Genomic DNA, 26,132 nt, shown 5'->3' on the forward strand with positions numbered 1-26,132 from the left:
CGCACCTCCAGCGCCACCACCGGCCGCACCGCCACCGCCTGCACCTCCAGCGCCACCACCGGCCGCACCGCCACCGCCTGCACCTCCAGCGCCACCGGCAACGTCTCCTCCGCCGATCGCCGCGGCAGGAGCGGCAGCCTCTCCGCCGCCGACAACGGGAGCTGCCGCAGCCGGGGCCGCGGCTGCTCCATCGACCACAGCCGCAGCGGGGACGGGCGCCTCGACAACGGGCGGGGCCACAGCGGCGGCATCGACCAAAGCACCGGCCGGCGCGCCATCGCCACCCGCGCCCCCTGCACCCGGAGCACCACCTCCGGCACCGGGCGCGCCACCCCCACCGGCATGGGCTGCCGCATCCGCGAGCGGTGCACCGCCACCCGGCGCGGCCGCCGCGGCATCGTTGACCATTCCCGCTGCCGGACCGCCAACCGGGGCACCGACACCGGCCGCATCGACCAGAGGCGCGCCGCCGCCAACAGGAGCACCGGCACCACCGGCACCCGCTCCGCCGGCTCCACCCGCTCCGCCAGCACCCGCACCACCGGCACCCGCACCGCCGGCTCCGCCAGCACCCGCACCGCCGGCACCACCCGCTCCACCAGCACCCGCACCGCCGGCACCCGCACCACCAGCGCCACCAGCCGCAGCGCCTGCAGCACCGCCGCCCGCGGCACCACCCGCAGCGCCTGCAGCACCGCCGCCCGCACCACCTGCACCACCGGCGGCACCACCGCCGGTCACCCCCGCCGCCGGGATCGCACCGGCGGCGGTGGCGGGCGGGACGACAACAGGAGCCGCGCCGGCACCCGTGAACGGCGCCGCGATGCCCTGGAACGACTGGCTCAGATCAGGCGGGGTCGCAGCGAGTTGCTGCACCATGCCGACACACGGCACGCCGCCTGCACTCGACTGCAACGCAGGTTGGGCCTCGGCAGTCGCGATCAACAACAGCGGCGGCGTGCACAGAGCCGCGGCCGCAAAGATGCTGACAGCCAAACGATTTGACTTACTCACCATGTCATCCCCAAGCGTGTTTCTTATTGACGTTGCAGTCAGGGAAGAAGGTAAATGACACGGTTGAAACTTCCCGGCGCGCCGAACGGGACGGTTACCGTTCCGATGCAAAGGAGATCCGGGCCCGTGACAGAACGCCGCCCGAACCACCGCACGCTGGGCCAACACCCCGGTCTTGACCTCCAAGCTCAGCCGTTCGCGGCGATCCGTAGCCTGAACCCATGCCCGATCTCGTCATGGTCGACTTCGCCGATCACGTCGCCACCATCACCGTCAACGACCCCGACCGGCGCAACGCCGTCACCGCCGAGATGTCGGCGGCCCTGCGCACCGCGGTCGAGAACGCCGAGGCCGACCCGAACGTGCACGCCGTGATCGTGACCGGTGCGGGTAAGGCGTTCTGCGCCGGCGCCGATCTGACCGCCCTCGGCGAAGCCGCCGAAGACGGGCTTCGCGTCATCTACGACGGCTTCCTCGCCGTCGCCAACTGCACGCTGCCGACCATCGCCGCCGTAAACGGTGCGGCAGTCGGTGCGGGACTGAATCTGGCCCTGGCCGCCGACGTTCGAATCGCCGGTCCGGCAGCGCTCTTCGACCCACGCTTCCAGAAACTCGGCATCCATCCGGGCGGCGGGGCAACCTGGATGTTGCAACGTGGCGTCGGACCGCAGGTCGCCCGGGCAGCGTTGCTGTTCGGTAAGCGCTTCGACGCGCAGGAGGCGGTCCGCTACGGCCTGGCGCTCGAGGTGGCCGATGACCCGGTGGCCGCGGCGCGCGAGCTGGCCGCCGGTCCGGCCGCCGCACCGCGCGACGTCGTGATCGCCACCAAGGCATCCATGAGGGCCACCGCCAACCCGGGCGCCGTCGACAGCGATCAGCACGCGATCGCCGTGGATGTGGAGATCACCCCCCAGGCGCGGTCCATCGAATCACCGGAGTTCCAGAACCGACTGGCCGCAGCCAAGAACCGCTAGAGGTCGGCCAGCGCCAGCTCCGGCGCCTCTGCCAGTTCACGCAGGTCGGACAGGAACGCCGCCGCCTGCGCACCGTCGGCGATGCGATGGTCGAACGCGCACGTCAGCTCCATCGTCGGGCGGGCGACCACCGCACCGTCGATGACGACGGCCCTGGGCTTGAGCGACCCCATCCCGAGGATCGCCGCCTCGGGATAATTGATCACCGGCACGCCCGAGTCCAGACCGAGCGCCCCGAAGTTCGACACCGTGAACGTCGATCCCATCAACTCGGCGGGTCGCAGCGTGCCGCCGCGAGCGCCCTCGATCAGCCGGGTCACCTCAGCCGCCAGCGTGCGCGTGGTGCGCTGCTGCGCCTCGGTCACCACCGGGACCAGCAGGCCACGCGGGGTCGCCACGCCGATGCCGAGGTGTATCGACGCATGACGGTGAACCCGCGGCCCGTCGGCGGTGTCGACCCACGTCGCATTCAGCAATGGATGCCGGCGCAGCACCAGCGTGAGCAGCCGCAGGGTCAGCACGAACGGCGTGACCTCCAATCGGTGCGAGAGCCGCTGCAGCGCGGCGCCGTCCACCACCACCGAGGCATGGGCATCGGGAATTCGGCTGCGCGACAGACTCATCCGCTTCGCCATCTCGGTCTGCACGCCGGACAGCGCCACCATGTCCGGAGTAGCCGAGGCGGCCAGCACATCATCTCGGGTGACGATGCCATCGGGTCCGGTCGGCGTGACCGCACCCAGATCGACACCGCTGTCGCGAGCCAACTTCCGGGTCGACGGTTTGGCGCGGGCGCGCCGGGAGGTGTCCATCCGGTCATCGGCACCGTAACCCACCAGAACTGCGCCGGCCCCGGTTTTCTCCTCGGCACCGATGCGCACCAGCACCGCGCCGACGGCCAGCGTGTCCCCCACGGCCCCACCGAGTTCGGCGATCCGGCCGGCCTGCGGGCTGGGTATTTCCACCTCGGCCTTGTTGGTCTCCAACGTGCACAGCACCTGGTTCAGTTCGACGGTGTCGCCCACCTGCACCGACCATCCGGTGATGGTGGCCTCCTCCAACCCCTCGCCGAGATCGGGCACCCGGAATTCGAACCCGCTCACTGGCCCATGACCTTCTCGACGCAGTCCAGCAACCGATCCACCCCTGGTAACCACAACTTCTCCAGCCGGGCGGGTGGATACGGGGTGTCGAACCCGGTGGCCCGCAGCACCGGCGCCTCCAGATCGTAGAACAGTTCCTCGGAGATCCGGGCCGCGAGTTCGGCACCGAACCCCAGCGTCCGCGGGCCCTCGTGCATCACCACGGCGCGCCCGGTGCGGCGCACGGAATCGGTGATGGTCTCGAAGTCCAGCGGATTCAGCGTCCGCAGGTCGACGACCTCCACATCGACTCCGCGGTCCTCCGCCAGCTCAGCGGCACTGACGGCGGTGTCGACCAGACCCCCGTAGGTCAGCACGGTGACATGCTCGCCGGCGCGTCGGATGGTGGCGCGCCCGAACGGCACCGGTGCCGTCTCGGTGTCGACGGTGCCGCGCGACCAGTACCGTCGTTTGGGTTCCAGATAGATCACCGGGTCCGGGCACGCGATAGACTGGCGCAGCAGCCAGTATGCGTCCGACGGGGTCGACGGCACCGCGACCTTCAGGCCCGCGGTGTGCAACCAGTAACTCTCGGTGGACTCCGAATGATGTTCCACCGCACCGATTCCGCCGAACGACGGGATACGCACCGTCACCGGCATGTCGACATCACCGTGGGTACGCATCCGGTACTTGGCCAGGTGGCTGACGATCTGATCGAAGGCCGGCGACGAGAAGCCGTCGAACTGGATCTCGGGAACCGGTACGAAGCCGCGCAGCGCGAGGCCGACGCAGATACCGATGATCGCCGACTCGGCCAGCGGGGTGTCGAAACACCGTTGCGGACCGAAGGTCTCGGCCAGTCCGTCGGTCACCCGGAACACCCCGCCCAGCCGCGCGACGTCCTCGCCGAAGACCAGCACCCGATCGTCGGCGGCCATGGCGTCGTGCAGGCCCTGGTTGATGGCCTGTGCCATGGTCAGTGTCAGCAGGGACGGCCGCGGCTCGGGGAAGTCACCCATGGGTGGGCGCTCGATGATCTGCGTCATGTCAGGACTCCTTCCCCAGTTCGACCAGTAGTTCGTCGCGTTGCCGGGCCAGTTCCGGGGTGATGTCGTGATAGACGGCGTCGAACACCTCGGCGATATCGCGATCCGGGGCGCCGACCACCGCCTCGCGCAACTCGGTGCGCATCCGCGCGGCCTTGCCCGCCACCCGCTCGGCCAGCCGGTCGGTCAGCACCCCCGTCGTCTGCAGGTACGTCGCGTAGCGGGCGATCGGGTCGCGTGCCGCCCACTTCTCGGTATCGGCGTCGGACCGATACCGAGTGGGGTCATCGGAGGTGGTGTGCGGCCCCATCCGGTAGGTGACGGCCTCGATGAACGTCGGGCCGCCGCCGTCGCGGGCCCGCTGCGCCGCCTCGGCCGTCGCGGCGAAACACGCCAGCACGTCATTGCCGTCGACCCGTACCGCGGGCATCCCGTAACCGGCGGCGCGGTCGGCCAACGAGGTTGCGGCGTGCTGATGGCTGACCGGCGTGGAGATGGCGAACTGGTTGTTCTGGATGAAGAAGATCGTCGGCACGGCGAACACCGCAGCCAGGTTCAGCGCCTCGTGGGCGTCACCCTCGGACGTCGCGCCGTCGCCCATGAACGCCACCGTCACCGAGTCCTCACCCAGACGCTGGGCGGCCATGGCGGCGCCGACGGCGTGCAGGCCGTGGGTGCCGATCTGGATCGAGATCGGCGCGCAGCATTTGTCGGTGAACGACAGACCGCCGTGCCACGATCCGCGCCACACCGCGCCCATCTGCGCCGGCGCGATGCCGCGCACCAGGAACGTGCCGAGTTCGCGATACTGCGGGAACAGCCAGTCGGTCTTGCGCAGACAGGCCGCGGCCCCGACCTGGGCGGCCTCCTGACCGCGGCAGGAGGCGTACAGCGCGAGCTCCCCCTGCCGCTGCAGGTTGACGAACTCGGTGTCGAGTTCGCGGGTCAGCACCATCAGCTCGTAGAGCCAGGCCAGGGTTTCGGGTGGGAGATCGCGTCGATGACGCGTCTCGGCGGTCGGGGCGCCGTCCGCACCGACCAGTTGCAGGGGTGCAGAAATACCAGCCATACCGCCTCCTTCAGGGTGGCGGCATGTTCGGCCGCCGTTTCCTCGAGGTGCTCGGCACAGAGGCGGTCGGTGCGACCCCCTGGTCAGGGGCGCCGGCTAGCTACCGGGGTGAGGCGCAAGCTGGACTATCCGCTCCGCCCGCCGCAGTACCGGGGCATCCACCATTATGCCCTCGAAGGCGAATGCGCCCCGGTGGTTTGCGGCAGCGGCCAGCACGTGTCGCGCCCACTCGACCTGTTCGCCGGTCGGTGCATAGCCGTCCCGGATGACACTCACCTGCGTCGGATGCAACGCCACCTTGATGTCGAAGCCGACGGCCACGGCGTCATCGGTCTCGCGGCGCAGCCCGTCGAGATCCTTGATGTCGATGTACACCGAATCCAGCGCGAGCCTGCCGTACGCCTTGGCGGCCAGCAGCGACTGTGACCGCACGTGCTTGGCGACCTCGCGATAGGAACCGTCCGGGAACCGGTTGGCCGTGCCGCCCAGTGAACCGAACAGATCCTCCGCACCCCACATGACACCGATGGTGTTGGCCGCGGCGGCCGTGTCGGCGACCTTCAGCGCGCCCAACGGGGTCTCGACGATGAGCACCACGTCCAGCGGCGCCAGCGCGGTCACTTGCTCGGCGGCCTCGCATTTGGGCAGCATGATCGTCGTGTAATCGGTGCGACGCAGCGCCTCCAGGTCCAGTCGCTGGTCCTCGCTGCCGTGCGGATTGATCCGGATGACGGTGCGCTCGGGGTCCAGCGGCGTGTCGACGACGGCGTCGCGGGCGGCCGGCTTGTCACCGGCACCGTCCTCCAGGTCCAGGATGACGACATCGGCGGCGGCCGCCGCCTTGGCGAAACGTTCGGGACGGTCGGCCGGGCAGAAGATCCACGCCGGCCCGGCATTCGCGAGTGGCATCAACCCTCCTGGGGCTTCTTGCGCACCATGGTCTTTCGTGACGCGGTCGCCACGATGTCACCGTGCTGATTGCGGCCGACGTGGGCGAAGGTGACGATTCCTTCGCCGGGCCGGCTCTTGGACTCCCGCTTGTCGACGACCTCGGATTCGGCGTACAGCGTGTCGCCGTGGAACAGCGGTTTGGGGAAGGCGATCTCGGAGAACCCGAGGTTGCCGACGATGGTGCCCTGGGTCAACTGGGCCACCGACAACCCGACCAACGTCGACAGCGTGAACATCGAATTCACCAGGCGCTGATTGAACGGCGGCAGCGCATCGGAGAATGCGGCGTCCAGATGCAGCGCCTGGGTGTTCATCGTCAAAGTGGTGAACAGCACGTTGTCGGCCTCGGTGATGGTGCGTCCGGGCCGGTGCAGGTACAGCACCCCGGTCTCGAATTCCTCGAACCACAACCCGCGCTGCTCTACGACCTTCTGGTCTTTCACAGGCCCAACCCTCGCGCGATCAGCATCAGCTGCACTTCCGTTGTGCCTTCCCCGATCTCGAGGATCTTGGAGTCCCGGTAATGCCGGGCCACCGAGTACTCGTTCATGAATCCGTACCCGCCGAAGATCTGGGTGGCATCGCGGGCATTGTCCATCGCGGCCTCACTGGCCACCAGTTTGGCCACCGCCGCCGCCTTCTTGAACGGCTTGCCGGCAAGCATCAGTGCGGCGGCGTCGTAGTAGGCGGTGCGGGCCGTATGGGCGCGGGCCTCCATCCGGGCGATCTTGAAGGCGATGGCCTGGTTGGTGCCGATCGCCGCGCCGAAAGCCTCCCGTTCCTTGGCGTACTTCACGCTCTCGTCCACACACCCCTGCGCCGCGCCCACCGACAGTGCCGCGATCGCGATGCGGCCTTCATCGAGGATGCTCAGGAAATTGGCGTATCCGCGGCCACGCTCGCCCAACAGATTCTCCTGCGGCACTCGCACATCGTCGAAGCTCAGCGGATGAGTGTCCGAGGCGTTCCAGCCGACCTTGTTGTAGGCGGGCTCGGCGGTGAACCCCTCGGTCGGCACCGGCACCAGGATCGCCGAGATCTCCTTCTTGCCGCGCCCATGGCGGGCATCCTCGCGGTCCTGCCCGCCGGTGACCGCCGTGACGGTGACCAGTCGGGTGATATCGGTGCCGGAGTTGGTGATGAACTGCTTGGAGCCGTTGATGACCCAGTCGGCGCCGTCTTCTTTCGCGGTGGTCTTGGTGGCGCCGGCATCGCTACCGCCACCGGCCTCGGTCAAGCCGAAGGCGCCCAGCGCCTTGCCGCTGGCCAGCAGCGGCAACCATTCCTGCTTCTGCGCGTCGTTGCCGAAGCGGTAGACGGGCATGGCACCGAGGGACACACCGGCCTCCAGCGTGATGGCCACGCTCTGGTCGACCTTGCCGAGTTCCTCCAATGCCAGGCACAACGCGAAGTAGTCACCGCCCATCCCGCCGTACTCCTCGGGGAATGGCAACCCGAACAGGCCCATATCGGCCATCCCCGCGACGACCTCGTACGGGAAGCTGTGCTGCTCATCGTGTTTCGCGGCGACCGGAGCCACGACGTTCTGTGCGAAATCGCGCACCGTCGCAGCCAGCTGGGCGTATTCGTCGGGCAGTGCGCCCGTGGACAGATAGTCAGGCATTCTCGGACTCCTTGCTTGCAGCGGTGATTCGGGCCAGCGGCTGACCGACCTTGACCTGGTCGCCGACGGCGACGAGAAGCTCCACGACACCGTCGACGGGTGCCTTGAGGGCATGCTCCATCTTCATCGCCTCGACGGTGACCACGACCGCGCCCGCGGCCACCTCGGCCGAATCGGCGACGCCGACGGCCACCACGGATCCCGGCATGGGACTCAGCAATTCGGCGTCCCCGGCATGCCCGTCATCGGGCCGCACCGGGGCCTCGCGCACCTCGTGCACCGCGATGGTGCGACCGGCACCGCTCACCCAGGTGTGGGCGCCGTCGGTGGCGAGGACGTAGTCGGTGCGCACACCGTCGACGACGAGGGTCAACGTGCGGCCCCGGATCGTCGCACTGATGTCATGGGTCGTGCCGTGTTCGACGGTGGCCGTGGCGGATTCGGGCACCCCGGTGATCGCCACATGATCGACGCGGTCACCGGCGCCGAGCCGCAGGGTGAACGATGCGTGCTCACCGGTGCGCCACCCCGACGGCATCGACCACACACTGCCGTCGCCGTGCTGCCAGGCCTGCAGCCAGCGGTGAGCGGCCGCGGCGATCAGGTCCTCGTCGCTGGCTTGTGGTGCGCGGTAGTCGGGCATCCGGCGGTCGAGCAGTCCGGTGTCGAGCCGGCCGGCCAGCACATCGGGATCGGACAGCAGGAACCGCAGGAAGTCGATATTGGTCGTCACACCGAGCACGGCGGATTCGGCCAGTGCGCGGTCCAGGCCACGTAGCGCGCTTTCGCGGTCCGGGCCGTGGGCGATGACCTTGGCCAGCATGGGATCGTAGTCGCTGCCCACCACTGTTCCGGCGTAGATGCCCGAATCCACGCGCGCCGTAATGGGTTCGACGACGTCGAGCACCGTGCCACCGGTGGGCAGGAAGCCGTTGCCCGGGTCCTCGGAGTACACCCGGGCCTCGATGGCGTGCCCGGTCATCGTGATGTCGTCCTGCATGATGTCCAGTGCGGCCCCGGCGGCGATGCGTACCTGTTGGGCGACCAGATCGACCCCGGTGACCATCTCGGTGACCGGATGCTCGACCTGCAGCCGGGTGTTCATCTCCATGAAGAAGAACTCGTCGGGCCGGTCGGCCGAGACGATGAACTCCACGGTGCCCGCACCCGTGTAGTCGACACTGCGGGCGGTGTTACAGGCGGCCTCGCCGATGCGGGCGCGGGTGGCCGCGTCGAGCAGCGGCGACGGCGCCTCCTCGATGACCTTCTGATGCCGTCGCTGCAGACTGCACTCCCGCTCCCCCAGGTGGATCACGTTGCCGTGGCCGTCGGCGAGCACCTGCACCTCGATATGCCTGGGGTTCAGAACGAAACGCTCCAGGAACAGGGTGTCGTCACCGAACGCCGAGGCCGCCTCGCGCCGCGCCGAGGCCAACGCCCCCGGCAGCTCGTCAGCGGAGTGCACCACCCGCATGCCCTTGCCGCCACCGCCGGCCGACGGTTTCACCAGGACCGGGAAGCCGACCTCGGGCGCGCCGGCGATCAGTTCCTCGTCGGTCAGGCCCGGTCGCGAGATTCCCGGCACCACCGGGACATCGAATTCCGATACCGCGGCCTTGGCGGCGATCTTGTCGCCCATGGTCTTGATGGCGTTGACCGGCGGTCCGATGAACACGATGCCCGCGGCGTGCAGGGCGGCCGCGAAATCGGCGTTCTCGGCCAGGAATCCGTATCCGGGGTGCACGGCCTGCGCCCCGGTGCGTCGGGCCGCGGAGACGATGGCGTCGATGTCGAGGTAACTCTGTCGGGCCGCGGCCGGCCCGATCCGCACCGCGGTGTCGGCCTCGTGAACGTGGCGGGCACCGGCGTCGGCGTCGCTGTAGACCGCGACCGAGCGGATACCCAGGTCGCGCAACGAGCGGATGACCCGGACGGCGATCTCACCACGGTTGGCGACGAGGACGGTGCTGAACAGCTGTGTAGTCATCGTGTGCCTCACATCCTGAAGACGCCGTAGGACACCGGCTCCAGCGGAGCCTGTGCGACAACCGAGAGGGCCAATCCAAGAACGGTTCTGGTATCGGCCGGGTCGATGACACCGTCGTCCCACAACCGCGCGGTGGAGTAGTACGGGTTGCCCTGGTGTTCGTACTGCGCGCGGATCGGCGCCTTGAACTCTTCCTCCTGCTCGGGTGTCATCTCACCCCGCACGGTGGCCAGCACCGAAGCAGCCTGCTCGCCGCCCATCACCGAGATGCGGGCATTGGGCCACATCCACAGGAAGCGCGGCGAATACGCCCGCCCGCACATCGAGTAGTTGCCCGCGCCGTACGAACCGCCGATGACGACCGTCAGCTTCGGCACCCGTGCGCACGCCACCGCGGTGACCATCTTGGCGCCGTGTTTGGCGATGCCGCCGGCCTCGTAGTCACGCCCGACCATGAACCCGGCGATGTTCTGCAGGAACACCAGGGGTGTGTTGCGTTTGTCGCACAGTTCGATGAAGTGCGCGCCCTTGACCGCCGACTCGCCGAACAGCACCCCGTTGTTGGCGATGATGCCGACCGGGTGGCCGTGGATGCGGGCGAAGCCGGTGACCAGGGTGGTGCCGTATTCGGCCTTGAACTCCGCGAATTCACCACCGTCGACGATGCGGGTGATGACCTCGTGCACGTCGTAGGGCACCCGGGAATCCACCGGCACGACATCGTAGAGCTCGCGCTGATCGGCGATCGGGTCGACGGTGGGCCGCACCTCCCACGGCGGGTTCTGTCGCGGCCCGAAGGTGGACACGATGCGCCGCACAATGCGCAGTGCGTCGCGGTCGTCGTGGGCGAGATGGTCGGTGACACCGGAGGTTTTCGAATGCAGGTCGCCGCCGCCGAGTTCCTCCGCGGTGACCACCTCACCGGTGGCGGCCTTCACCAGGGGTGGGCCGCCGAGGAAGATCGTGCCCTGGTTGCGCACGATGACGGCCTCGTCGCTCATGGCGGGCACGTACGCGCCGCCGGCGGTGCAGGATCCGAGCACGGCGGCGATCTGCGGGATGCCCGCCGCGCTCATGGTGGCCTGGTTGTAGAAGATGCGCCCGAAGTGCTCGCGGTCGGGGAACACCTCATCTTGCCGTGGCAGGAAGGCACCACCGGAATCCACGAGATAGATGCACGGTAACCGGTTCTGCGCGGCAATCTCTTGGGCGCGTAGGTGTTTCTTGACGGTGACCGGGTAGTAGGTGCCGCCCTTGACGGTGGCGTCGTTGGCCACCACCATGCATTCGCGCCCGGACACCCGGCCGATGCCGGCGATCATGCCGGCACCCGGGCACTCGTCGTCGTACATGCCGTCGGCGGCCAGCGGCGCGATGTCCAGGAAGGGACTTCCCGGGTCGAGCAGCGTGTCGACCCGGTCGCGGGGTAGCAGCTTACCGCGCCCCACATGTCGGTCCCGCGCCTTGTCCGGTCCGCCGCGCGCGGCGGTGGCCAGCTTCGCGCGCAGTTCGGTCACCAGCGCGGTGTGCGCCTCGCGATGCGTCATCGGTGAACCCGTCCAGTTGAGTTAATGACGATTAACTCGTACGATGTTAATCGTCATTAACTGGAATGTCTACGGGGAAGATGGAGCCGGGCATGTCCACTGAGACTCCGCGCAGCAAAGCCAAATCCGATCGGCGCAGCCAGTTGATCGGCGCCGCCGAGCGACTGGTCGCCGAACACGGTTATCTGTCGGTGCGTCTGGAGGACATCGGCGCCGCAGTCGGGGTGAGCGGCCCGGCGATCTACCGCCATTTTCCGAACAAGGAGGCGCTGCTGGTCGAGCTGCTGGTCGGGATCAGCACCCGACTGCTCGCCGGCGCCCGCGCCGTGCTCGCCGAGTCCGCCGATCCGGCCACGGCACTCGACGGGTTGATCGAGTTCCACCTCGACTTCGCCCTCGGTGAGTCCAATCTGATCCGCATCCAGGACCGCGACCTCAGCCACCTGCCACCGGCCGCCAAACGCCAGGTACGCAAGGCTCAGCGACAGTACGTCGAGATCTGGGTCGACGTGCTGCGCCAGGTCGATCCCGACCTCGACGAGGCGGACGCCCGGGTCAAGGCGCATGCGGCATTCGGCCTGCTCAACTCGACGCCCTACAGCCTGAAGATGCCGAGCACGACGCACTCGTCGCGGCCGGTGCTGCGGTCGATGACCGTCGCGGCGCTCACCGCAGCGCGATGAGCCCGTGGCCGCCCCGTCGGCGGCCCGATCCGCAGGCACGCGGGTACCGTGGGGCACATGAGGTGGGCATGACCGAGTATCCACGTCGGGATGAGCCGACTCGTCGGCTCGACGGTGGCAACTCCGGCTACTCCGGATACGTCGATCCCGCGTACGCGGGCCAGTCGCCGTACCGCCCCACCGAGCAGATGCCCGCCTACCCCGCGTACGGGTACGACCCCTACACCGGCCAGTACGGCGGGCCGCCGCCCCCACCGCCGGGCGCACCGGAACCGCCAGAACCACCCCGCACACCGCGCTGGTTGTGGATCGTCGCCGGTATCGCCGTCCTGACCGTCATCGGTCTGGTGATCGCGTTGGTGATCGTGAACAGCTCCCAACAGGAGACGGTGGTCGCGCCCGTTCCGTCGCTGGGCGAACCGACCGACGAGCCGACGGTGCCGACTACCACGCGCCGCCCGACCACCACGACCACGCCACGAACGGCGGTGCCGCCGGCCACCACGCCGTCGACCACCCCCTCGACCACGGCACCGTCCACGACACCGGGCGCCACCGAGACCGTCACCTACACCGTCGACGGGCAGGGCCGCGCCATCAACATCACCTATGTCGACAACGGCGGTGTGCTGCAAACCGAGTTCAACGTGCTGCTGCCCTGGAGCAAGGAGGTGGCGCTGCCCCAGCCGGCCAAACAGTCGGCCAGCGTCAGCATCATCAACGTCGGCCGCGAGGTGACCTGTTCGATCAGCATCGAGGGCGCCGAGGTCCAGGAACGCTCCGGGTCCGGCCTGACGATCTGCAGTCCGCTGCCTTAACGGGACACTCGACGCGGCGCCTTCACGCCCAACATCAGGAACAGACCCAGCGCCAGCACCACGCACAGTCCGCCCATCCCGGCCCGGTCGGTGCCGAACGCATCGATGAACAAGAAGAACAGCCATGGCGCCAGCGGCGCGGCGGCCCGCCCGGTCATCATGTACAGCCCGAACGCGACGCCCTCTTTGCCCTCGGTGGACATCCGCAGCATCTGGGTGCGCGCCGCCGACAACGTGGGGCCGATGAACAGGCACAGCAACAGCCCGCACACCCAGAACGCCAGCTGCCCCGACAGCGCCATCAGTGTCAGCCCGATGACGACCATCAAAGTCAATGCGCTCAGGATCACCGGTTTGGCACCGAACCGATCATCGAGCAGTCCGCCGATCACCGCACCGGCCGCCGCCACGACACAGGCGCACACCCCGAACAGCAGCACGCTGGCCGGGGAGATGCCGTACACGTTGACCCCGAGCACCGCGCCGAAGGTGAACACCCCGGTCAACCCGTCCCGGAAGACGGCGCTGGCGACCAGGTAGTAGACGACGTTGCGGTCGCGGCGCCACTCGGCGCGCACCTCACCCCACAACTTGCGGTAGGCGGCGAAGAAGCCGACGGGACGGTGCGCCGCATCCGCCGGCGGGCGGGGCGCCCGGAACAGCAGCGGCAACGCGAACGCCAGGAACCAGGCCGCGGTCACCAGCATGGCGGCCCGCACGTTCTGTCCGTCGTCGGTCGGCAAACCCAACAGCCCGCCGTCACCGGAGATGAACGCGGAGTACACGATCAGCAGCAGGACGACGCTGCCGCCGTAGCCGACCGCCAGACCGGTCCCGGAGATCCGGCCCGAGGTCGCCGGCGTCGACAGCTGGCTCAACATCGCGTTGTACGGCACGGTCGCCAGGTCGTTGCAGGCCGCGGTGACGGCCAGCAGCGCCAGGCCGGCCCACAGATAGGTGTGGTCGGTCCGGATGAAACTCATGCTCGCCACCAGCAGCACCGTCGCACCGGTCAACAGCACCAGTGCGCGGCGCCTGCGGTGCGGGGCGTCGACCCAGATGCCGGTGACCGGTGCCAGCAGCGCGACGAAGATCCCGGCCACGGTGAGGGCGCGGCCGAGCCAACTCGACGGCGTCGTCTCCCCCGGCAGGCCCTCACCCACGGCGTTGGTCAGGTACACCGAGAAGACAAAGGTGACCACGATCGCGTTGACCGCGGTGGCCCCGCAGTCGTACAGGACCCACGCTCGGACCTGGGACCGCCGGGCCGTATCGGGCACCGACCCGGGGCTGCTCATGGCCGCCACCCTAACGGCCCTACGATTTCTCCCATGCCTGTACCTGCTCCCCACCCCGACGCCCGCGCGGTTGTCACCGGCGCCTCGCAGGGCATCGGTGAGGCACTCGCGTTCGATCTGGCCGGACGCGGCCATCACCTGATCATCACGGCGCGCCGCGGTGACGTCCTGGACGACCTCGCCGAGCGGATCACCGCGCGCCACGGTGTCACCGTCGAGGTGCGCGCGGTCGACCTGGCCGATCCCGCGGCACGCGATGTGCTGTGCGAGGAACTGGCCAGCCGCAAGATCTCCATCCTGTGCGCCAACGCCGGCACCGCCACGTTCGGGCCGCTGGCCAAACTGGACCCGGCCGGCGAGAAAGCCCAGGTACAGCTCAATGCCCTTGCCGTGCACGACCTTTGCCTGGCGGTCCTGCCGGGCATGTTGGCGCGCAAGGCCGGCGGCATCCTGATCTCCGGGTCGGCGGCGGGCAACTCGCCCATTCCCAACAATGCGACCTACGCAGCGACCAAGGCGTTCGCCAACACCTTCAGCGAGTCGCTGCGCGGGGAGGTCAAGAAGGACGGTGTGCACGTCACGCTGCTGGCGCCGGGCCCGGTCCGCACCGAACTGCCCGACATCGCCGAGCAGTCCCTGGTCGAACGGCTGATCCCGGATTTCCTGTGGATCAACACCGAGTACACGGCCAAGGTGTCCCTGGATGCGCTGGAAGCCAACAAGATGCGCATCGTGCCCGGCCTGACGTCCAAGGCGATGTCGGTCGCCAGCGGGTACGCACCGCGGGCGATCGTCACCCCGATCGTCGGGGCGGTCTACAAGAAACTCGGCGGGGAGTAGCGATTTCGGTGAGGTCACGTGCGGTGAGCGCACGTATCCTCACCGAAATCACCGCCGACGACGCCGGCCGGTCCCGAAGATGCTGCGGGTGATCTCGCGCCCGATCACGGTGCCTGCCGAGCGCATGGCGCTCTTGAACGCCGGGCTGGCCGCCATCTTCTCCAGGAAACTCGGTTCGTCCGGTGCCGGCGGCGGCAGGTCCGGGATAGCCACGGGGTCCAGCGGAGGCGGCAGGTCGGGAACCGGCGGGGCGGCCGGCTCGGGCGCTGCCAACCGCGCGTTGAGCCGCTCATAGGCGGATTCGCGGTCGATGGTCTGACCGTAGGCGGCCTGCAACGGGCTGGCCTGGGCGGCAGCCGTGATGGCGTCCGGCCCGATGGTGTCCATCAGCGAGCGCGGCGCACGCATCATCGTCCACGCAACCGGGGTCGGGGCACCCTTCTCGGACAGCACGGTCACGATGGCCTCCCCGATGCCCAGTGACGTCAGCGCCGACTCCAGGTCGTAGACCTCGGTCTTCGGGTAGGTGCGCACCGTCTTGGACAGTGCCTTCTGATCGTCGGGGGTGAACGCCCGCAGAGCATGTTGCACCCGCGCACCGAGCTGGCTGAGCACCTCGTTGGGGACATCGGTGGGCAGCTGGGTGCAGAAAAACACGCCGACGCCCTTGGACCGGATCAGCTTGACGGTCTGCTCGACCTGCGCCAGGAACGCCTTGGAGGCGTCATCGAACAGCAGATGCGCCTCGTCGAAGAAGAACACCAGCTTCGGCTTGTCCAGGTCGCCCTCCTCGGGCAACGTGGTGAACAGGTCGGCCAGCACCCACATCAGGAACGTCGAGAACATCACCGGTCGGGTGGCCTGCGCGCCGAGCTCCAGCAGCGTGATCACCCCGCGGCCCAGCGAGTCCACCCGGATCAGGTCCTCGGGCTCCAGCTCCGGTTCACCGAAGAAGGTGTCACCGCCCTCGGCTTCCAGGTTCACCAGGGCCCGCAGGATCACCCCGGCGGTCGTCGTCGACACCGCCCCCAGTGCCTTGCGGTCGGACTTGCCCTCGTCGCTGATCAGGTACTGGATGACGGCGCGCAGATCCTTCAGATCCAGCAGCGCCAGCCCCTGCTGATCGGCGAAGTGGAAGATCAGGCCCAGCGTCGACTCCTGAGTGGTGTTGAGTCCCAACACCTTCGACAGCAGGATCGGACCGAAGCTGGTGACCGTGGCACGCACCGGCACCCCGAGCCCACCGGTACCCAGCGACAGGAATTCGACCGGATAACCGGTGGCCGTCCAGCCGTCACCGGTGTCGGCGGCGCGCTGGGCGATCTTGTCGCCTGCCTCCCCCGGACGCGACAACCCCGACAGATCGCCCTTCACGTCGGCCATCAGCACCGGCACCCCGGCCGCCGAGAGCTGCTCGGCCATCACCTGCAGCGACTTGGTCTTGCCGGTACCGGTGGCGCCGGCGACCAGACCGTGCCGATTGAACATGGCCAGCGGGATCCGCACCGCCGCGGCCGGGTCGGCGACCCCATCGACGATCACCGTCCCGAGTTCGATCGCCTGCCCGTCGACGGCATAACCAGCGGCAATCTGCTGTGCGGGGGCGCCGGTCGGTTCGGAGGTCATCTGCCAGACAGTACTGAACACGCCCCGACGTGGGCGGGTACAGGCAGCCAAGTGTCGGCGGTGGGAATACTGTGGATCGCTGTGCGTGAAGAACTGGTGTGGATCGACTGCGAGATGACCGGGCTCGACCTGAAGTCCGACAAGCTCATCGAGATTGCCGCGTTGGTCACCGATGCCGACCTCAACGTCCTCGGCGAGGGCATCGACGTGGTGATCCACGCCGATGCCGACGACCTGTCCGGCATGGTCGAGGTGGTCGCCAAGATGCATGCGAACTCCGGGCTGGACAAGGAGGTGCTGGCCTCCGACGTGGACCTCGCGACCGCCGAGACCATGGTGCTGGATTACGTCCGCAGTCACGTCAAGACCGCGAAAACCGCTCCGCTTTGCGGAAATTCGATCGCCACCGACCGCGGCTTCATCGCCAGGGACATGCCCACACTGGACGAGTACCTGCACTACCGGATGATCGACGTCAGCTCGATCAAGGAATTGTGCCGACGGTGGTACCCGCGCATCTACTTCGGCCAGCCCGAGAAGGGACTGGCGCACCGCGCGCTGGCCGATATCCACGAGTCCATCCAAGAGCTCAAGTACTACCGGCGCACCGCCTTCGTCACCGCACCCGGGCCCTCGACCAGCGAAATCGCGACGATTGCGGCCGAGCTCGGGCCCGCCGGGAACGGTCAGAAGGACACCGATTCGGCGTAACGCGTCCGACCGGTTAAGATCGTCAACGCCGCTCGCGCGGCAATGGTGGCTGTAGTTCAGTTGGTAGAGCACCAGGTTGTGATCCTGGCTGTCGCGGGTTCGAGTCCCGTCAGCCACCCCGAGATCGGGAGCGCCGTCCGCACCAGCGGGCGGCGTTTTCGTCTGTGCGTGCCCCGCGTAATCTGGACGACCACCGGCGCGCCTGCCCGGATCCGCCGATCACCCCGACGCATCATGGGGCGTTGTGGGCCCCGCAACCCTCGTCCGCCAGGTCACCGTCGCGTTGACGGCCCTGCTGGCGACGGCGTGCAGCACGGCGACCTCCGGCGGCCCGCGCCCGCCCGAGGACGCGCCCGTCGTCCTGATCGACCGGCAGATTCCCTGGTCACAGGTCGGCACGGGTTGGACGCTGGCGAGCGTGGCCGAGTCCGCCGACGCGTCGTTGCTGACCCTGGTGAGCCCGGCCGGTGACCGCCACCAGATCACCCGGCTGCCCGGACCGTCGCGGCTGGCGGATTGGTCCGGCGACGGCCGACGAGCGCTGTTCAGTGCCGGCGATTACGAGTTGGGCACCACGATGCTGACCGAGATCGACATGAGCACCGGTGCCACGCAGACCATCACCGTGGAGGGCCGGATCACCGCGCGCTACACCCGCCCCAGCGGCAAGGCACTGTTCATCGCCGACGACGACGGCAGGACGCTGCGGCGGGTGGATCTCACCGGCGTCGAGCAACTGTCCTACCCCACCGACCGCCTGGGCGCGGCCGGCCGTTACAACGGACACCACCTGGCCAGCATCGACGGGACGGTGCTGGTGCTCGGCGCCGACAACGGGCTGGCCGTCATGGGCAACAACGGCCGACTGCGGGACCATCTTCCGGTGCCCGGGCCGCACACCGACTGCGTGCCGGTGCGGTGGTGGAGCAGCGGCGCGGTCCTGGCCCGCTGCTCCAACGCCGATTCGGTCGGCACCCAGTTGTGGCAGGTACCGCTCGACGGTGTCGCCCCGACGGCGGTGACCGACTTCAAGTCCGGGCGCCGGGACGACTACGGCGATATCGCCGCCTGGCGGCTGCCGGCCGGCTCCGTCGTGCAATCGCTGGGCGCCTGCGGCGCCAGCCACCTGTCCCGGGTGACGCCGGATCGCGTTACCGAACCACTGCGGGTGCCCGGCGTCGACGCCTCCCGATCGGTTGTGGTCGTCGGCGCCAGCGGCCGCACGCTGCTGCTGCGCGTCACCGAATCCTGCGGTCCCGGGATCGCACTGCTGGCCTACGATCCCGCCATCGATGACGTCCGGGTGTTGCTCGGCCCACCCGTCACCGACAGCGGCGTCTCGGCGGCGCTGGCTTTCGGCGATGACCGTTAGCTGCGCCGGATCCGCGGTGCCAACTGCACCACCTCGGGGACCACGCTCGGATTCAGGTGAGCGGTGCCGACGAGCGAAACCAGGGTGTTGGCAACATCATTGAGCGCCGACATCTGCTCGGGCAGCTGACCGTGCCGCTGCCACGACTTGAACAGCAGCGACAGCAACTCCCGGTCGGCGCCACGCAGGATCTCGGTGTCCTCGGTCGGGCCGATTCCCACCCGGACGATCGCCAGGTCGGGATGCTCGCTGCGCCACGAATGCAGGATCTCGTTGAGTGCGGCCTTGCTGGCGTTATACGCCGCGACGCCGGCCCGTGGCCGGCCCACGTCGTGGCTGGACGTGATCAGGACGACGCCGGTATCGGACAGATGGGGTCGTATGGCCCGCAGCACGTGATGCGCGCCCAGGGTGTTGACGCTGTACGCGTGGATCCAGGTGGCGATGTCGGTGTCCTCGATATGGGCCATCGGCGCGACCGTGCTGGTGAACACGACGGCGTCGAATCCGCCGAGGGTCCGCGCCGCGGCGTCGATCACCCGGCTGATGGCGGCCGGATCCTCGACGTCGAGTTCGTACGCCGTGCCACCGATCTGGCCGGCGAGTTCCTCGAGCAGGTCGGTGCGCCGGGCCGCCACCGCCACCTTGGCTCCGCGCTCGGCGGCGCGCTCCGCCACCGCGTGACCGATACCCGAGGATGCGCCGACGACGAGCAGACGCAAGCCGGCGATATCGGAACCTTCACCACTCATTGTTGTTCGACTCGCTTTCCGATCCGATTGTGTGTTAGGGCACCCTTTGTTGGTCGGACAGTACCGCGCGCGATGAATTGTGACCGCACCGCGGGTCTACACAGTGACCTCGTGTTGCGGAGAAGGAGACTGCGATGACAGCGAAACCACCCGTGGTGGACGAAGACACCTGGCGCACCGCCCTGGCCGATCTACGTCGCCGGGAAAAGGCGGCCACCCGCGAACTCGACGCGATCGCCGCCCAGCGTCGTCGGCTGCCGATGGTGCAGCTACCCGATTACACCCTGACCGGTGCCGATGGACCGATCCGGCTGGCCGACGTGTTCGCGGGCCGCTCCCAGCTGATCACCTATCACCACATGTGGAACGACGGCGCCGAGTGGCAGTGCGGCGGCTGCACCGGGTTCACCTCCCAATTCACCCGGCTGGAGTTCCTGCAGAACTACGACGCACGGTTCGTCATCGTCACCAACGGCGGTATCGACGAGGCCCTGGCCTATCGGGACAAGGTCGGCAACAAGATGGACTGGTACTCCTGCGCGGGCAGCAGCTTCGGCGCCGATGTGGACGCCGCCCCCGGTGAAGGCTTCGCGGTCAACGTGTTTCTGCGTGACGGTGACACCGTGTACCGCACGTGGCACACCAACGGCCGCGGCACCGAACAGCTCAGCCACACATTCGCGCTGATCGACATCCTGCCGTGGGGTAGGCAGGAGGAGTGGCTCGATTCCCCCGAGGGATGGCCGTCCCAACCGACGTACTCCGGTTGGTTGGATAGTCCCGATGTCGCCCGCGCCTATGGAAAGGACTCCTGACGTGACCACTGAACGTTTCGTCGTCACCCGCACCATCCCCGCCTCGCCGAGCGATGTGTTCGCGGTGCTGACCGACCCCGCCCGTCATCAGGACACCGAACCCGGCGACTGGGTGCGCGACGCGGTCAGCCGCGAACCCATCACCGAGGTGGGGCAGATCTTCGTGATCAACATGTTCCTGGAATTCGCCGGCGGCCACTACGTCATGCACAACCTGGTGAGCCATTACGAGCAGGACCGGACCATCGCCTGGCTGCCGGGCCGGCTCGACGAAGACGGCACGCATCAGCCCGGGGGTTGGTGGTGGCGGTACGACCTGACGCCCAACGGCGACGGGACCGATGTCACGATCACCTACGACTGGACCGATACGCCCCAGAGCTTCCGCGATCAGGTCGGCGGGATGCCGCCGTTCCCGCAGCAGTACATCGAGGAATCCCTGGGCGCGCTGGAGCGGTCTGCGACCGCAGCGTCCTAGGCGCTGGCGTTGCCGGCCTTCCACTGCGACCACGGGATGTTCCAGTCGCCGAGTCCGTCGGTACCGGGCAGCACCGAACCCACGGTGCCGACGACCTCGACGATGTCGCCGCGCTTGGTGTTCTCGTAGAACCACTGCGCGTTGGAGGTGCTGACGTTGAGGCAGCCATGGCTGACGTTGCTGTAGCCCTGGCTGCCCACCGACCAGGGTGCGCCGTGCACGTAGATGCCGCTGTAGGACATCTGGGTGGCGTAGTCGACCTCGGTGCGATATCCATTGGGCGAGTTGACCGGAACGCCGTAGGTGGATGAGTCCATCACCAGTTCGGCATAGCGGTCGCCGATGATGTAGACGCCGTTGTTGGTGGGCGTGCTGTCCTTGCCCATCGAGATCGGCATGGTCTTGACGATCTCGCCGTTGCGCCGCACGGTCAGCGTCTTGGTCGCGTCATCCGCGACCGCGACGACCTCGTCGCCGATGGTGAAGTTGGTGCTGACGTTCTCCTGACCGAACAGCCCGTCACCCACCTCGACACCGTAGGTGTCGACGTTCACCTCGACCTTGGTGCCGGGCTTCCAGTAATCGGCCGGGCGCCACCGGACCTCACGGTTGTTCAGCCAGTAGAACGCGCCCTCGACCTTGGGGGTGGTGGTGACCTTGATGGCCTTCTCGGCGGCGGCCCGATCGGTGATGTTCTCGTCGAAGCGCACCGCGATCGGTTGGCCGACACCGACCACCTCGCCCTCGTTGGGCAGTAGGTAGGGCATCGTCAGGTTTTCCGGCGAGTGCGTTTCGAACGTCATGTGGCTGGTGGCTTCGCCGGCGAGCCCCTGCGAACTGGCGGTCAGGGTGTAGCTGGCGTTGTAATCCAGCGGATCCGTGGTCGACCACGTCAACCCGTCCTTGCTCAGCGTCCCCGCGATCGGCTCGCCGTCCTCGTCGACCAGGCTGACCGCCCCCAAAACCCCGCCCTCGGTGCTGACGGTGACCGGTTCGTCGACCGTGACGCCGACGGCGCCGTCGGTCACCGACGCGGTGAGTTTGGGCATCAGCAGGTCGCCGAAGGGGGTGCCCTTGTCGGCGATCGTTCTCGGCTGCTCGGGGGCCTGCTGGGTGCTGCAGGCGCTGACCGCGAGCGCAGCGGTGACGGCCACTGCGATCACGGTCGACCACGTCTTCACCCGACGCGCGCTCACCCTTGGCGAATCCTGCACCATCTGCTTGCCCCACCTCATGACACGGACCCAGATGGGCCACGACTTCTTGGCGATAGTCTAAGGGAAGCACCGACGACCGCGGCCCCGGCGAGGCCGCGAAACCCGCTCTGTCATGCGGATTTCACCTCTGCGCACCAGGGCTGTTATTGTTTCTCCCGCGCGCCGTTAGCTCAGTTGGTAGAGCAGCTGACTCTTAATCAGCGGGTCCGGGGTTCGAAACCCTGACGGCGCACTGACCTCAGGTCGCAGACGCCCCCTTCATTCGGAGGGGGCGTTCTTTTTTGCGCCGTGGGCCGGCGTCGCGAAAATTATGCATAAGGACCGCATCCGAGGCCGCGATGTGAAACGATCGCGATCCCACAGCAAATTGTCGAGATCACAATTGAATTTTCTTTCACGTCAATTCTTTACTGCCGTTATCTAAGCTCGGTTGCCGCCTGGTGAATCACTCGTCGACAGTCGTTGGAAAACGTCGGACGGGGTACCTGGAGGGAGGGACGTCAGATGACTTCCCGACGCAACCGTGTGCACCCGCTGATGCTGATGACCCTGGTGACGATCGGTATGACGATCGGCGGATGCGGCATCCGCGTCGAGACGATGGCCCAACCGGCACCCGCGCCCCGGGCCGCCGACATGCCATTCATATCCCGTCAATCCGCGAGCCTCATCTTCACACCGTGCACTCCCGGTGACGATCGACCGCATGCGGTATCGCAGGTCGGCAATCTCCTCTTGGGCAAAGACCGATTTGCCGTGGATTGCGGCCATCGCGCAAGCGCGGTCACCCCGGCGCATCCCGCACCGAAACCGGGTGTCAGCGCCGAACTGGTGGTCTCCGATGACGTCATCAGCGCCGTACTGACAGGCACCGGCGAATACTGGTATCAACCGCTCATCGGTCCCGCCTGAGATCGCGCGGGTGTGAGCAACGCCGGGAACGGGTAACTCAGAATTCACCGAGATCCACGGCAAACATCCCCATGCCACTGCTAGCGTTGCGCTCAACGCAGGCGTCAATTTCTCTCCCACCTGCCGTGACGCCGGTCATCAATGTGCTGTGATTGCGTTATCCGGATACATATTGCGGCTGCACTTGGGCCCATCCGCTTGCTGTGCGAGGTAAAAACCGAGGTCGGATGAGTTTGAACAGTTGACCCCACAGGCCCGCATCATGCTAGTCTCAAGTTAGCTGTACGTCGCAAGATCACGCGGCTACACATTGTCGGGGGACGAAACGAGGTATTAGCTGATGTCAGCCGAGAGCGCATCGCGGCCAGCGACGGCCGGTCCCGACGGCGGCGCACCCGCCGACGGGGTCATCGATGTCATCAGCTGCAGCCGTCTCGGACGCACCGCGAACCCGCCCACTCGCTCGTTCACCGAGTGGCTGCGTCCCCGCCGGCGCCGGTGCGAGACCGTCAGCGGCGCTTGACCCGGCGGACCACCAGCACCAGCACGATCGTGCCCACACCGGCCAGCGACACCAGGACCGGCGGCTTCGTCACGAATGCCAGCGCCTTGGCCTTGGCATCGTCGGCCAGCCGCTGAGGATTCGCCCGCTCGGCCAAGCTGTCGACCGTCGCAGCCAACTGATCACGAGCCTGGTCGATATCTTTCTTGATCGCCTCGGGATCCCGATCAGCCACTGTGTCCTCCATGTCGTCGGCCTACCGAATTACCCTAGAGCAGCCGGAGCCGAACCCGCTGCACCGGTCGAGAAAGAAAGGCGTATCGACGCATGGCACCCACCCCGCGTCTGGCAGTCGGCGACAAGGCACCCGCCTTCAGCCTTCCCGATGCCGACGGCAACACCGTCAAGCTCTCCGACTTCAAGGGCCGCAAGGTGATCGTGTACTTCTACCCGGCGGCGTCGACGCCGGGCTGCACCAAGCAGGCCTGCGATTTCCGGGACAATCTCGCTGAACTCGGCGATGCCGGCATCGACGTGGTCGGCATCTCGCCGGACAAGCCGGAGAAGCTGGCCAAGTTCCGTGAAGCCGAGGGGCTGACCTTCCCGTTGCTGTCCGATCCGGAGAAGAAGGTGCTCACCGCCTGGGGTGCGTTCGGAGAGAAGACGATGTACGGCAAGACCGTGCAGGGTGTCATCCGGTCGACGTTCGTGGTCGATGAGAGCGGCAAGGTCGAGGTCGCCCAGTACAACGTCAAGGCCACCGGTCACGTCGCCAAGCTGCGCCGCGATATCTCCGTCTAGCGTCGGCCCAGTGCGGCCAGAAACAACGCCTCCGATGTCGCGGCGCGCTCCAGCACGCCCAGGTGCAGGCTCTCGTTGATGCTGTGCGCCTGGGTGCCGGGGTCCTCCACCCCGGTGACCAAAATCTTGGCCTCCGGGAACGCCGCGGCGAATTCGGCGATGAACGGGATCGAGCCGCCCATACCCATATCGATCGGTTCACGCCCCCAAGCGATCTCGAAGGCGGCGCGGGCGGCGTCGTACACCGGTCCCCCGGCGTCGATGGCATAGGGCTGCCCCAGATCGCCGGGCGTCACGGTGACCCGCGCACCCCACGGAACATGCGATTCCAGGTGTCGGGTCAACGCGTCCAGATGCGCGCGCGCATCACCACCGGGTGCGATGCGCATGCTGACCTTGGCGCGCGCACTGGGCACCAACGTGTTGGACGCCTTGGCGATCGGCGTGGTGTCGATACCGATGACGGTGATGGCCGGCCGTGCCCACATCCGCTGCACCACCGGCCCGGAGCCGATCTGCTGTACGCCGTCGAGGAGCCCGGAATCTGCGCGCACCCTTTCCTCGGTGAACTCGACCTCGGCGGCGGTCGCCTCATGCAGGCCCGCGACGGCGACATTGCCCTCGTCGTCGTGCAGGCTGGCCAGCAGACGGACCAAGGCGCTCAACGCATCTGGCACCACACCACCCCACAGCCCCGAGTGCAGTCCGTGGTCCAGGGTCGCGACCTCGACCACGCAGTCGGCCAGACCGCGCAGTGACACCGTCAGCGCCGGGATGTCGACGGCCCAGTTGTCCGAATCGGCGATCACGATGACGTCGGCGGCCAGCAGGTCCCGATGCGCGTCGAGCAGCGCGGGCAGCGTCGGTGACCCGGACTCCTCCTCGCCCTCGACGAACACCGTCACGCCCACCGGGAGATTCCCGTCGAAGGCGCGGATCGCCGCCAGATGTGTTGCGATACCGGCCTTGTCGTCGGCGGTGCCGCGGCCGTAGAGCCGCCCGTTGCGCTCGGTCGGCTCGAACGGCGGCGAGTGCCACTGCGCCGGGTCGCCCTCGGGCTGGACGTCGTGGTGGGCGTACAGCAGCACCGTCGGCGCGCCCTCGGGTGCCGGGTGGCGCGCGATCACCGCGGGCGCTCCGCCCTCGGCAACGATCCGGATATCGTCGAAACCGGCCTGCGACAACAGCTTCGCGGTCAACTCGGCGCTGCGCTGCACCTCGGGGCGGCGGGCCGGGTCGGCCCATACCGATTCGATGCGGACCAACTCTTCGAGATCGGCCCGCACCGAGGGCAGCAGCTCATGGACACGCGCGGCAATATCGGTCATGGTTTCAAGGCTAGTCCGCGGCAGCCGGGTGGGATCTACCAGGTTTCAGCCTGGTCACGCCGTGCTGGTCGGGGCTGACCCTGTGCACGTCTCACCGCCGGATAACGTACACCACCACAATCTCCCGACGTCCACCGTCGCGAATACTGAAGCCACGTAGAAACGCTCGACCATATCTCGGCGCGAGCTGCCTCGCGACCGCGGACGGTTTCCGCCGACCGTGAGCGTGCGCAAACTCCCACCCGCGAGCGGCGTGTTGACCAGCAGACACGCACGCTCGCGGGGAAAGGCTAGGCCTCCAGGACCGCGACGGCGGCAGCGGTGTCCTTCTCGTGGGTCAGCGACAGGTGGATCGTCACGTCCTTGAGATGCTCGGCGATGGCCCCGGTCAACCGCACCTTCGGCCGGCCCCACATATCGGTGACCACCTCGATATCGCGATGGATACCTTCGGGCAGCATCGGCCGCTTGGAGAACCGCGACCCCGACCACGCCTTGATCACGGCCTCCTTGGCCGCCCACCGCGCCGCGAGGTGGCGCGCCGCCGACGAACTCTTGTCCGCGGCGTCGCGCCTCTCCCCCGGCGTGAAGGTCTCGGCGAAAACCGTTCCCGGCTGGTCGACCTGCTCGGCGAAATCCGGTATCGACACCAGGTCGATCCCTACTCCAACGATGCCCATTC

Annotated in this window: 26 protein-coding genes and 2 tRNA genes; 12 read left to right on the forward strand and 16 right to left on the reverse strand. The window is 67.9% G+C overall.

The window, feature by feature from the left end; translation table 11 throughout:
• Window positions 1-731 (reverse strand): hypothetical protein (locus ACWDUN_RS15215; protein WP_449929967.1); only part of this gene is annotated, 731 nt, incomplete at its 3' end.
• A 504-nt stretch (window positions 732-1,235) separates the two neighbouring features.
• On the opposite strand from ACWDUN_RS15215, the gene ACWDUN_RS15220 reads away from it, so the two are divergent.
• Entirely contained in the window at window positions 1,236-1,988 is a 753-nt protein-coding gene (locus ACWDUN_RS15220) for an enoyl-CoA hydratase (RefSeq protein ID WP_449929969.1), read from the forward strand.
• Here ACWDUN_RS15220 and ACWDUN_RS15225 read toward each other — a convergent pair.
• From ACWDUN_RS15225 to ACWDUN_RS15260, 8 genes are all read right to left on the reverse strand, one after another.
• Entirely contained in the window at window positions 1,985-3,091 is a 1,107-nt protein-coding gene (locus ACWDUN_RS15225; RefSeq protein ID WP_449929971.1) for a dihydrolipoamide acetyltransferase family protein, read from the reverse strand. The two genes, ACWDUN_RS15220 and ACWDUN_RS15225, sit on opposite strands and share 4 nt — an antisense overlap.
• Complete coding sequence (locus ACWDUN_RS15230) at window positions 3,088-4,119, reverse strand: alpha-ketoacid dehydrogenase subunit beta (RefSeq protein ID WP_449929973.1); 1,032 nt, start codon at window positions 4,117-4,119, stop codon at window positions 3,088-3,090. Before ACWDUN_RS15230 ends, ACWDUN_RS15225 begins: the two co-directional genes overlap by 4 nt.
• 1 nt (window position 4,120) lies before the next feature.
• Window positions 4,121-5,188, reverse strand: coding sequence for a pyruvate dehydrogenase (acetyl-transferring) E1 component subunit alpha (pdhA, locus tag ACWDUN_RS15235; RefSeq protein ID WP_449929975.1), 1,068 nt, complete (start codon window positions 5,186-5,188; stop codon window positions 4,121-4,123).
• Between the two features lie 96 nt (window positions 5,189-5,284).
• Window positions 5,285-6,097 carry an HpcH/HpaI aldolase/citrate lyase family protein gene (locus ACWDUN_RS15240; RefSeq protein ID WP_449929977.1) on the reverse strand — a complete coding sequence of 271 codons (813 nt, stop codon included), beginning with the start codon at window positions 6,095-6,097 and terminating at the stop codon, window positions 5,285-5,287.
• Window positions 6,097-6,582 carry a MaoC family dehydratase gene (locus tag ACWDUN_RS15245; protein ID WP_449929979.1) on the reverse strand — a complete coding sequence of 162 codons (486 nt, stop codon included), beginning with the start codon at window positions 6,580-6,582 and terminating at the stop codon, window positions 6,097-6,099. The genes ACWDUN_RS15240 and ACWDUN_RS15245 overlap by 1 nt, the downstream gene beginning before the upstream one ends.
• Entirely contained in the window at window positions 6,579-7,763 is a 1,185-nt protein-coding gene (locus ACWDUN_RS15250; RefSeq protein ID WP_449929981.1) for an acyl-CoA dehydrogenase family protein, read from the reverse strand. Before ACWDUN_RS15250 ends, ACWDUN_RS15245 begins: the two co-directional genes overlap by 4 nt.
• Entirely contained in the window at window positions 7,756-9,750 is a 1,995-nt protein-coding gene (locus tag ACWDUN_RS15255) for an ATP-binding protein (RefSeq protein WP_449929983.1), read from the reverse strand. Before ACWDUN_RS15255 ends, ACWDUN_RS15250 begins: the two co-directional genes overlap by 8 nt.
• Before the next feature lie 8 nt (window positions 9,751-9,758).
• Entirely contained in the window at window positions 9,759-11,297 is a 1,539-nt protein-coding gene (locus ACWDUN_RS15260) for a carboxyl transferase domain-containing protein (RefSeq protein ID WP_449929985.1), read from the reverse strand.
• A gap of 92 nt (window positions 11,298-11,389) precedes the next feature.
• On the opposite strand from ACWDUN_RS15260, the gene ACWDUN_RS15265 reads away from it, so the two are divergent.
• On the forward strand, window positions 11,390-11,980 hold the full coding sequence (locus ACWDUN_RS15265) for an SACE_7040 family transcriptional regulator (protein ID WP_449929987.1): 591 nt from the start codon (window positions 11,390-11,392) through the stop codon (window positions 11,978-11,980).
• Between the two features lie 68 nt (window positions 11,981-12,048).
• Window positions 12,049-12,798, forward strand: a complete 750-nt coding sequence (locus ACWDUN_RS15270) for an MmpS family transport accessory protein (RefSeq protein ID WP_449929989.1) — start codon at window positions 12,049-12,051, stop codon at window positions 12,796-12,798.
• Here the strand turns inward: ACWDUN_RS15270 and ACWDUN_RS15275 are convergent.
• The gene (locus ACWDUN_RS15275; protein WP_449929991.1) at window positions 12,795-14,096 is read right to left on the reverse strand and encodes an MFS transporter; all 1,302 of its coding nucleotides are present in this window, start codon (window positions 14,094-14,096) and stop codon (window positions 12,795-12,797) included. The two genes, ACWDUN_RS15270 and ACWDUN_RS15275, sit on opposite strands and share 4 nt — an antisense overlap.
• Window positions 14,097-14,129: 33 nt before the next feature.
• Between ACWDUN_RS15275 and cmrA the strand changes: the two genes are divergently transcribed.
• A complete protein-coding gene (gene cmrA, locus ACWDUN_RS15280) occupies window positions 14,130-14,936 on the forward strand; it encodes a mycolate reductase (RefSeq protein ID WP_449929992.1) in 807 nt (268 codons plus the stop codon).
• A gap of 48 nt (window positions 14,937-14,984) precedes the next feature.
• Here cmrA and ACWDUN_RS15285 read toward each other — a convergent pair whose 3' ends face one another.
• Complete coding sequence (locus tag ACWDUN_RS15285) at window positions 14,985-16,562, reverse strand: helicase HerA-like domain-containing protein (protein ID WP_449929994.1); 1,578 nt, start codon at window positions 16,560-16,562, stop codon at window positions 14,985-14,987.
• 81 nt (window positions 16,563-16,643) lie between these two features.
• Between ACWDUN_RS15285 and orn the strand changes: the two genes are divergently transcribed.
• The 3 genes from orn (at window position 16,644) to ACWDUN_RS15300 (ending at window position 18,645) form a co-directional block, all read left to right on the forward strand.
• The gene (orn, locus tag ACWDUN_RS15290; RefSeq protein ID WP_449929996.1) at window positions 16,644-17,273 is read left to right on the forward strand and encodes an oligoribonuclease; all 630 of its coding nucleotides are present in this window, start codon (window positions 16,644-16,646) and stop codon (window positions 17,271-17,273) included.
• Window positions 17,274-17,318: 45 nt separating this feature from the next.
• Window positions 17,319-17,391, forward strand: a tRNA-His gene (locus tag ACWDUN_RS15295).
• A gap of 126 nt (window positions 17,392-17,517) precedes the next feature.
• A complete protein-coding gene (locus ACWDUN_RS15300) occupies window positions 17,518-18,645 on the forward strand; it encodes a hypothetical protein (protein WP_449929997.1) in 1,128 nt (375 codons plus the stop codon).
• On the opposite strand, the gene ACWDUN_RS15305 is transcribed toward ACWDUN_RS15300, so the two are convergent.
• On the reverse strand, window positions 18,642-19,397 hold the full coding sequence (locus ACWDUN_RS15305; protein ID WP_449929999.1) for an SDR family oxidoreductase: 756 nt from the start codon (window positions 19,395-19,397) through the stop codon (window positions 18,642-18,644). The genes ACWDUN_RS15300 and ACWDUN_RS15305 overlap by 4 nt on opposite strands.
• Before the next feature lie 134 nt (window positions 19,398-19,531).
• On the opposite strand from ACWDUN_RS15305, the gene ACWDUN_RS15310 reads away from it, so the two are divergent.
• The gene (locus tag ACWDUN_RS15310) at window positions 19,532-20,212 is read left to right on the forward strand and encodes a DUF899 domain-containing protein (protein WP_449930001.1); all 681 of its coding nucleotides are present in this window, start codon (window positions 19,532-19,534) and stop codon (window positions 20,210-20,212) included.
• Window positions 20,196-20,690, forward strand: a complete 495-nt coding sequence (locus ACWDUN_RS15315) for an SRPBCC family protein (RefSeq protein WP_449930003.1) — start codon at window positions 20,196-20,198, stop codon at window positions 20,688-20,690. Before ACWDUN_RS15310 ends, ACWDUN_RS15315 begins: the two co-directional genes overlap by 17 nt.
• On the opposite strand, the gene ACWDUN_RS15320 is transcribed toward ACWDUN_RS15315, so the two are convergent.
• Window positions 20,687-21,925, reverse strand: a complete 1,239-nt coding sequence (locus ACWDUN_RS15320) for a L,D-transpeptidase (protein WP_449930005.1) — start codon at window positions 21,923-21,925, stop codon at window positions 20,687-20,689. The genes ACWDUN_RS15315 and ACWDUN_RS15320 overlap by 4 nt on opposite strands.
• Window positions 21,926-22,066: 141 nt before the next feature.
• On the opposite strand from ACWDUN_RS15320, the gene ACWDUN_RS15325 reads away from it, so the two are divergent.
• Together ACWDUN_RS15325 and ACWDUN_RS15330 are read left to right on the forward strand one after the other, a co-directional pair.
• Window positions 22,067-22,139 (forward strand) — tRNA-Lys (locus ACWDUN_RS15325).
• Window positions 22,140-22,411: 272 nt separating this feature from the next.
• Window positions 22,412-22,819 (forward strand): hypothetical protein, encoded by a 408-nt coding sequence (locus ACWDUN_RS15330; protein ID WP_449930007.1) that lies wholly within the window; start codon window positions 22,412-22,414, stop codon window positions 22,817-22,819.
• Between the two features lie 509 nt (window positions 22,820-23,328).
• Here the strand turns inward: ACWDUN_RS15330 and ACWDUN_RS15335 are convergent.
• Complete coding sequence (locus ACWDUN_RS15335; protein ID WP_449930009.1) at window positions 23,329-23,556, reverse strand: DUF3618 domain-containing protein; 228 nt, start codon at window positions 23,554-23,556, stop codon at window positions 23,329-23,331.
• 92 nt (window positions 23,557-23,648) lie between these two features.
• Here ACWDUN_RS15335 and bcp point away from each other — a divergent pair, with 92 nt between their 5' ends.
• Entirely contained in the window at window positions 23,649-24,122 is a 474-nt protein-coding gene (bcp, locus tag ACWDUN_RS15340) for a thioredoxin-dependent thiol peroxidase (protein ID WP_449930011.1), read from the forward strand.
• Here the strand turns inward: bcp and ACWDUN_RS15345 are convergent.
• Window positions 24,119-25,450 carry a M20/M25/M40 family metallo-hydrolase gene (locus ACWDUN_RS15345; RefSeq protein ID WP_449930013.1) on the reverse strand — a complete coding sequence of 444 codons (1,332 nt, stop codon included), beginning with the start codon at window positions 25,448-25,450 and terminating at the stop codon, window positions 24,119-24,121. The genes bcp and ACWDUN_RS15345 overlap by 4 nt on opposite strands.
• 290 nt (window positions 25,451-25,740) lie before the next feature.
• Window positions 25,741-26,130 (reverse strand): holo-ACP synthase AcpS, encoded by a 390-nt coding sequence (gene acpS / locus ACWDUN_RS15350; protein ID WP_447711158.1) that lies wholly within the window; start codon window positions 26,128-26,130, stop codon window positions 25,741-25,743.
• Window positions 26,131-26,132: the final 2 nt, after the last annotated feature.

It is taken from the genome of Mycobacterium sp. NPDC003323, from assembly GCF_053589535.1.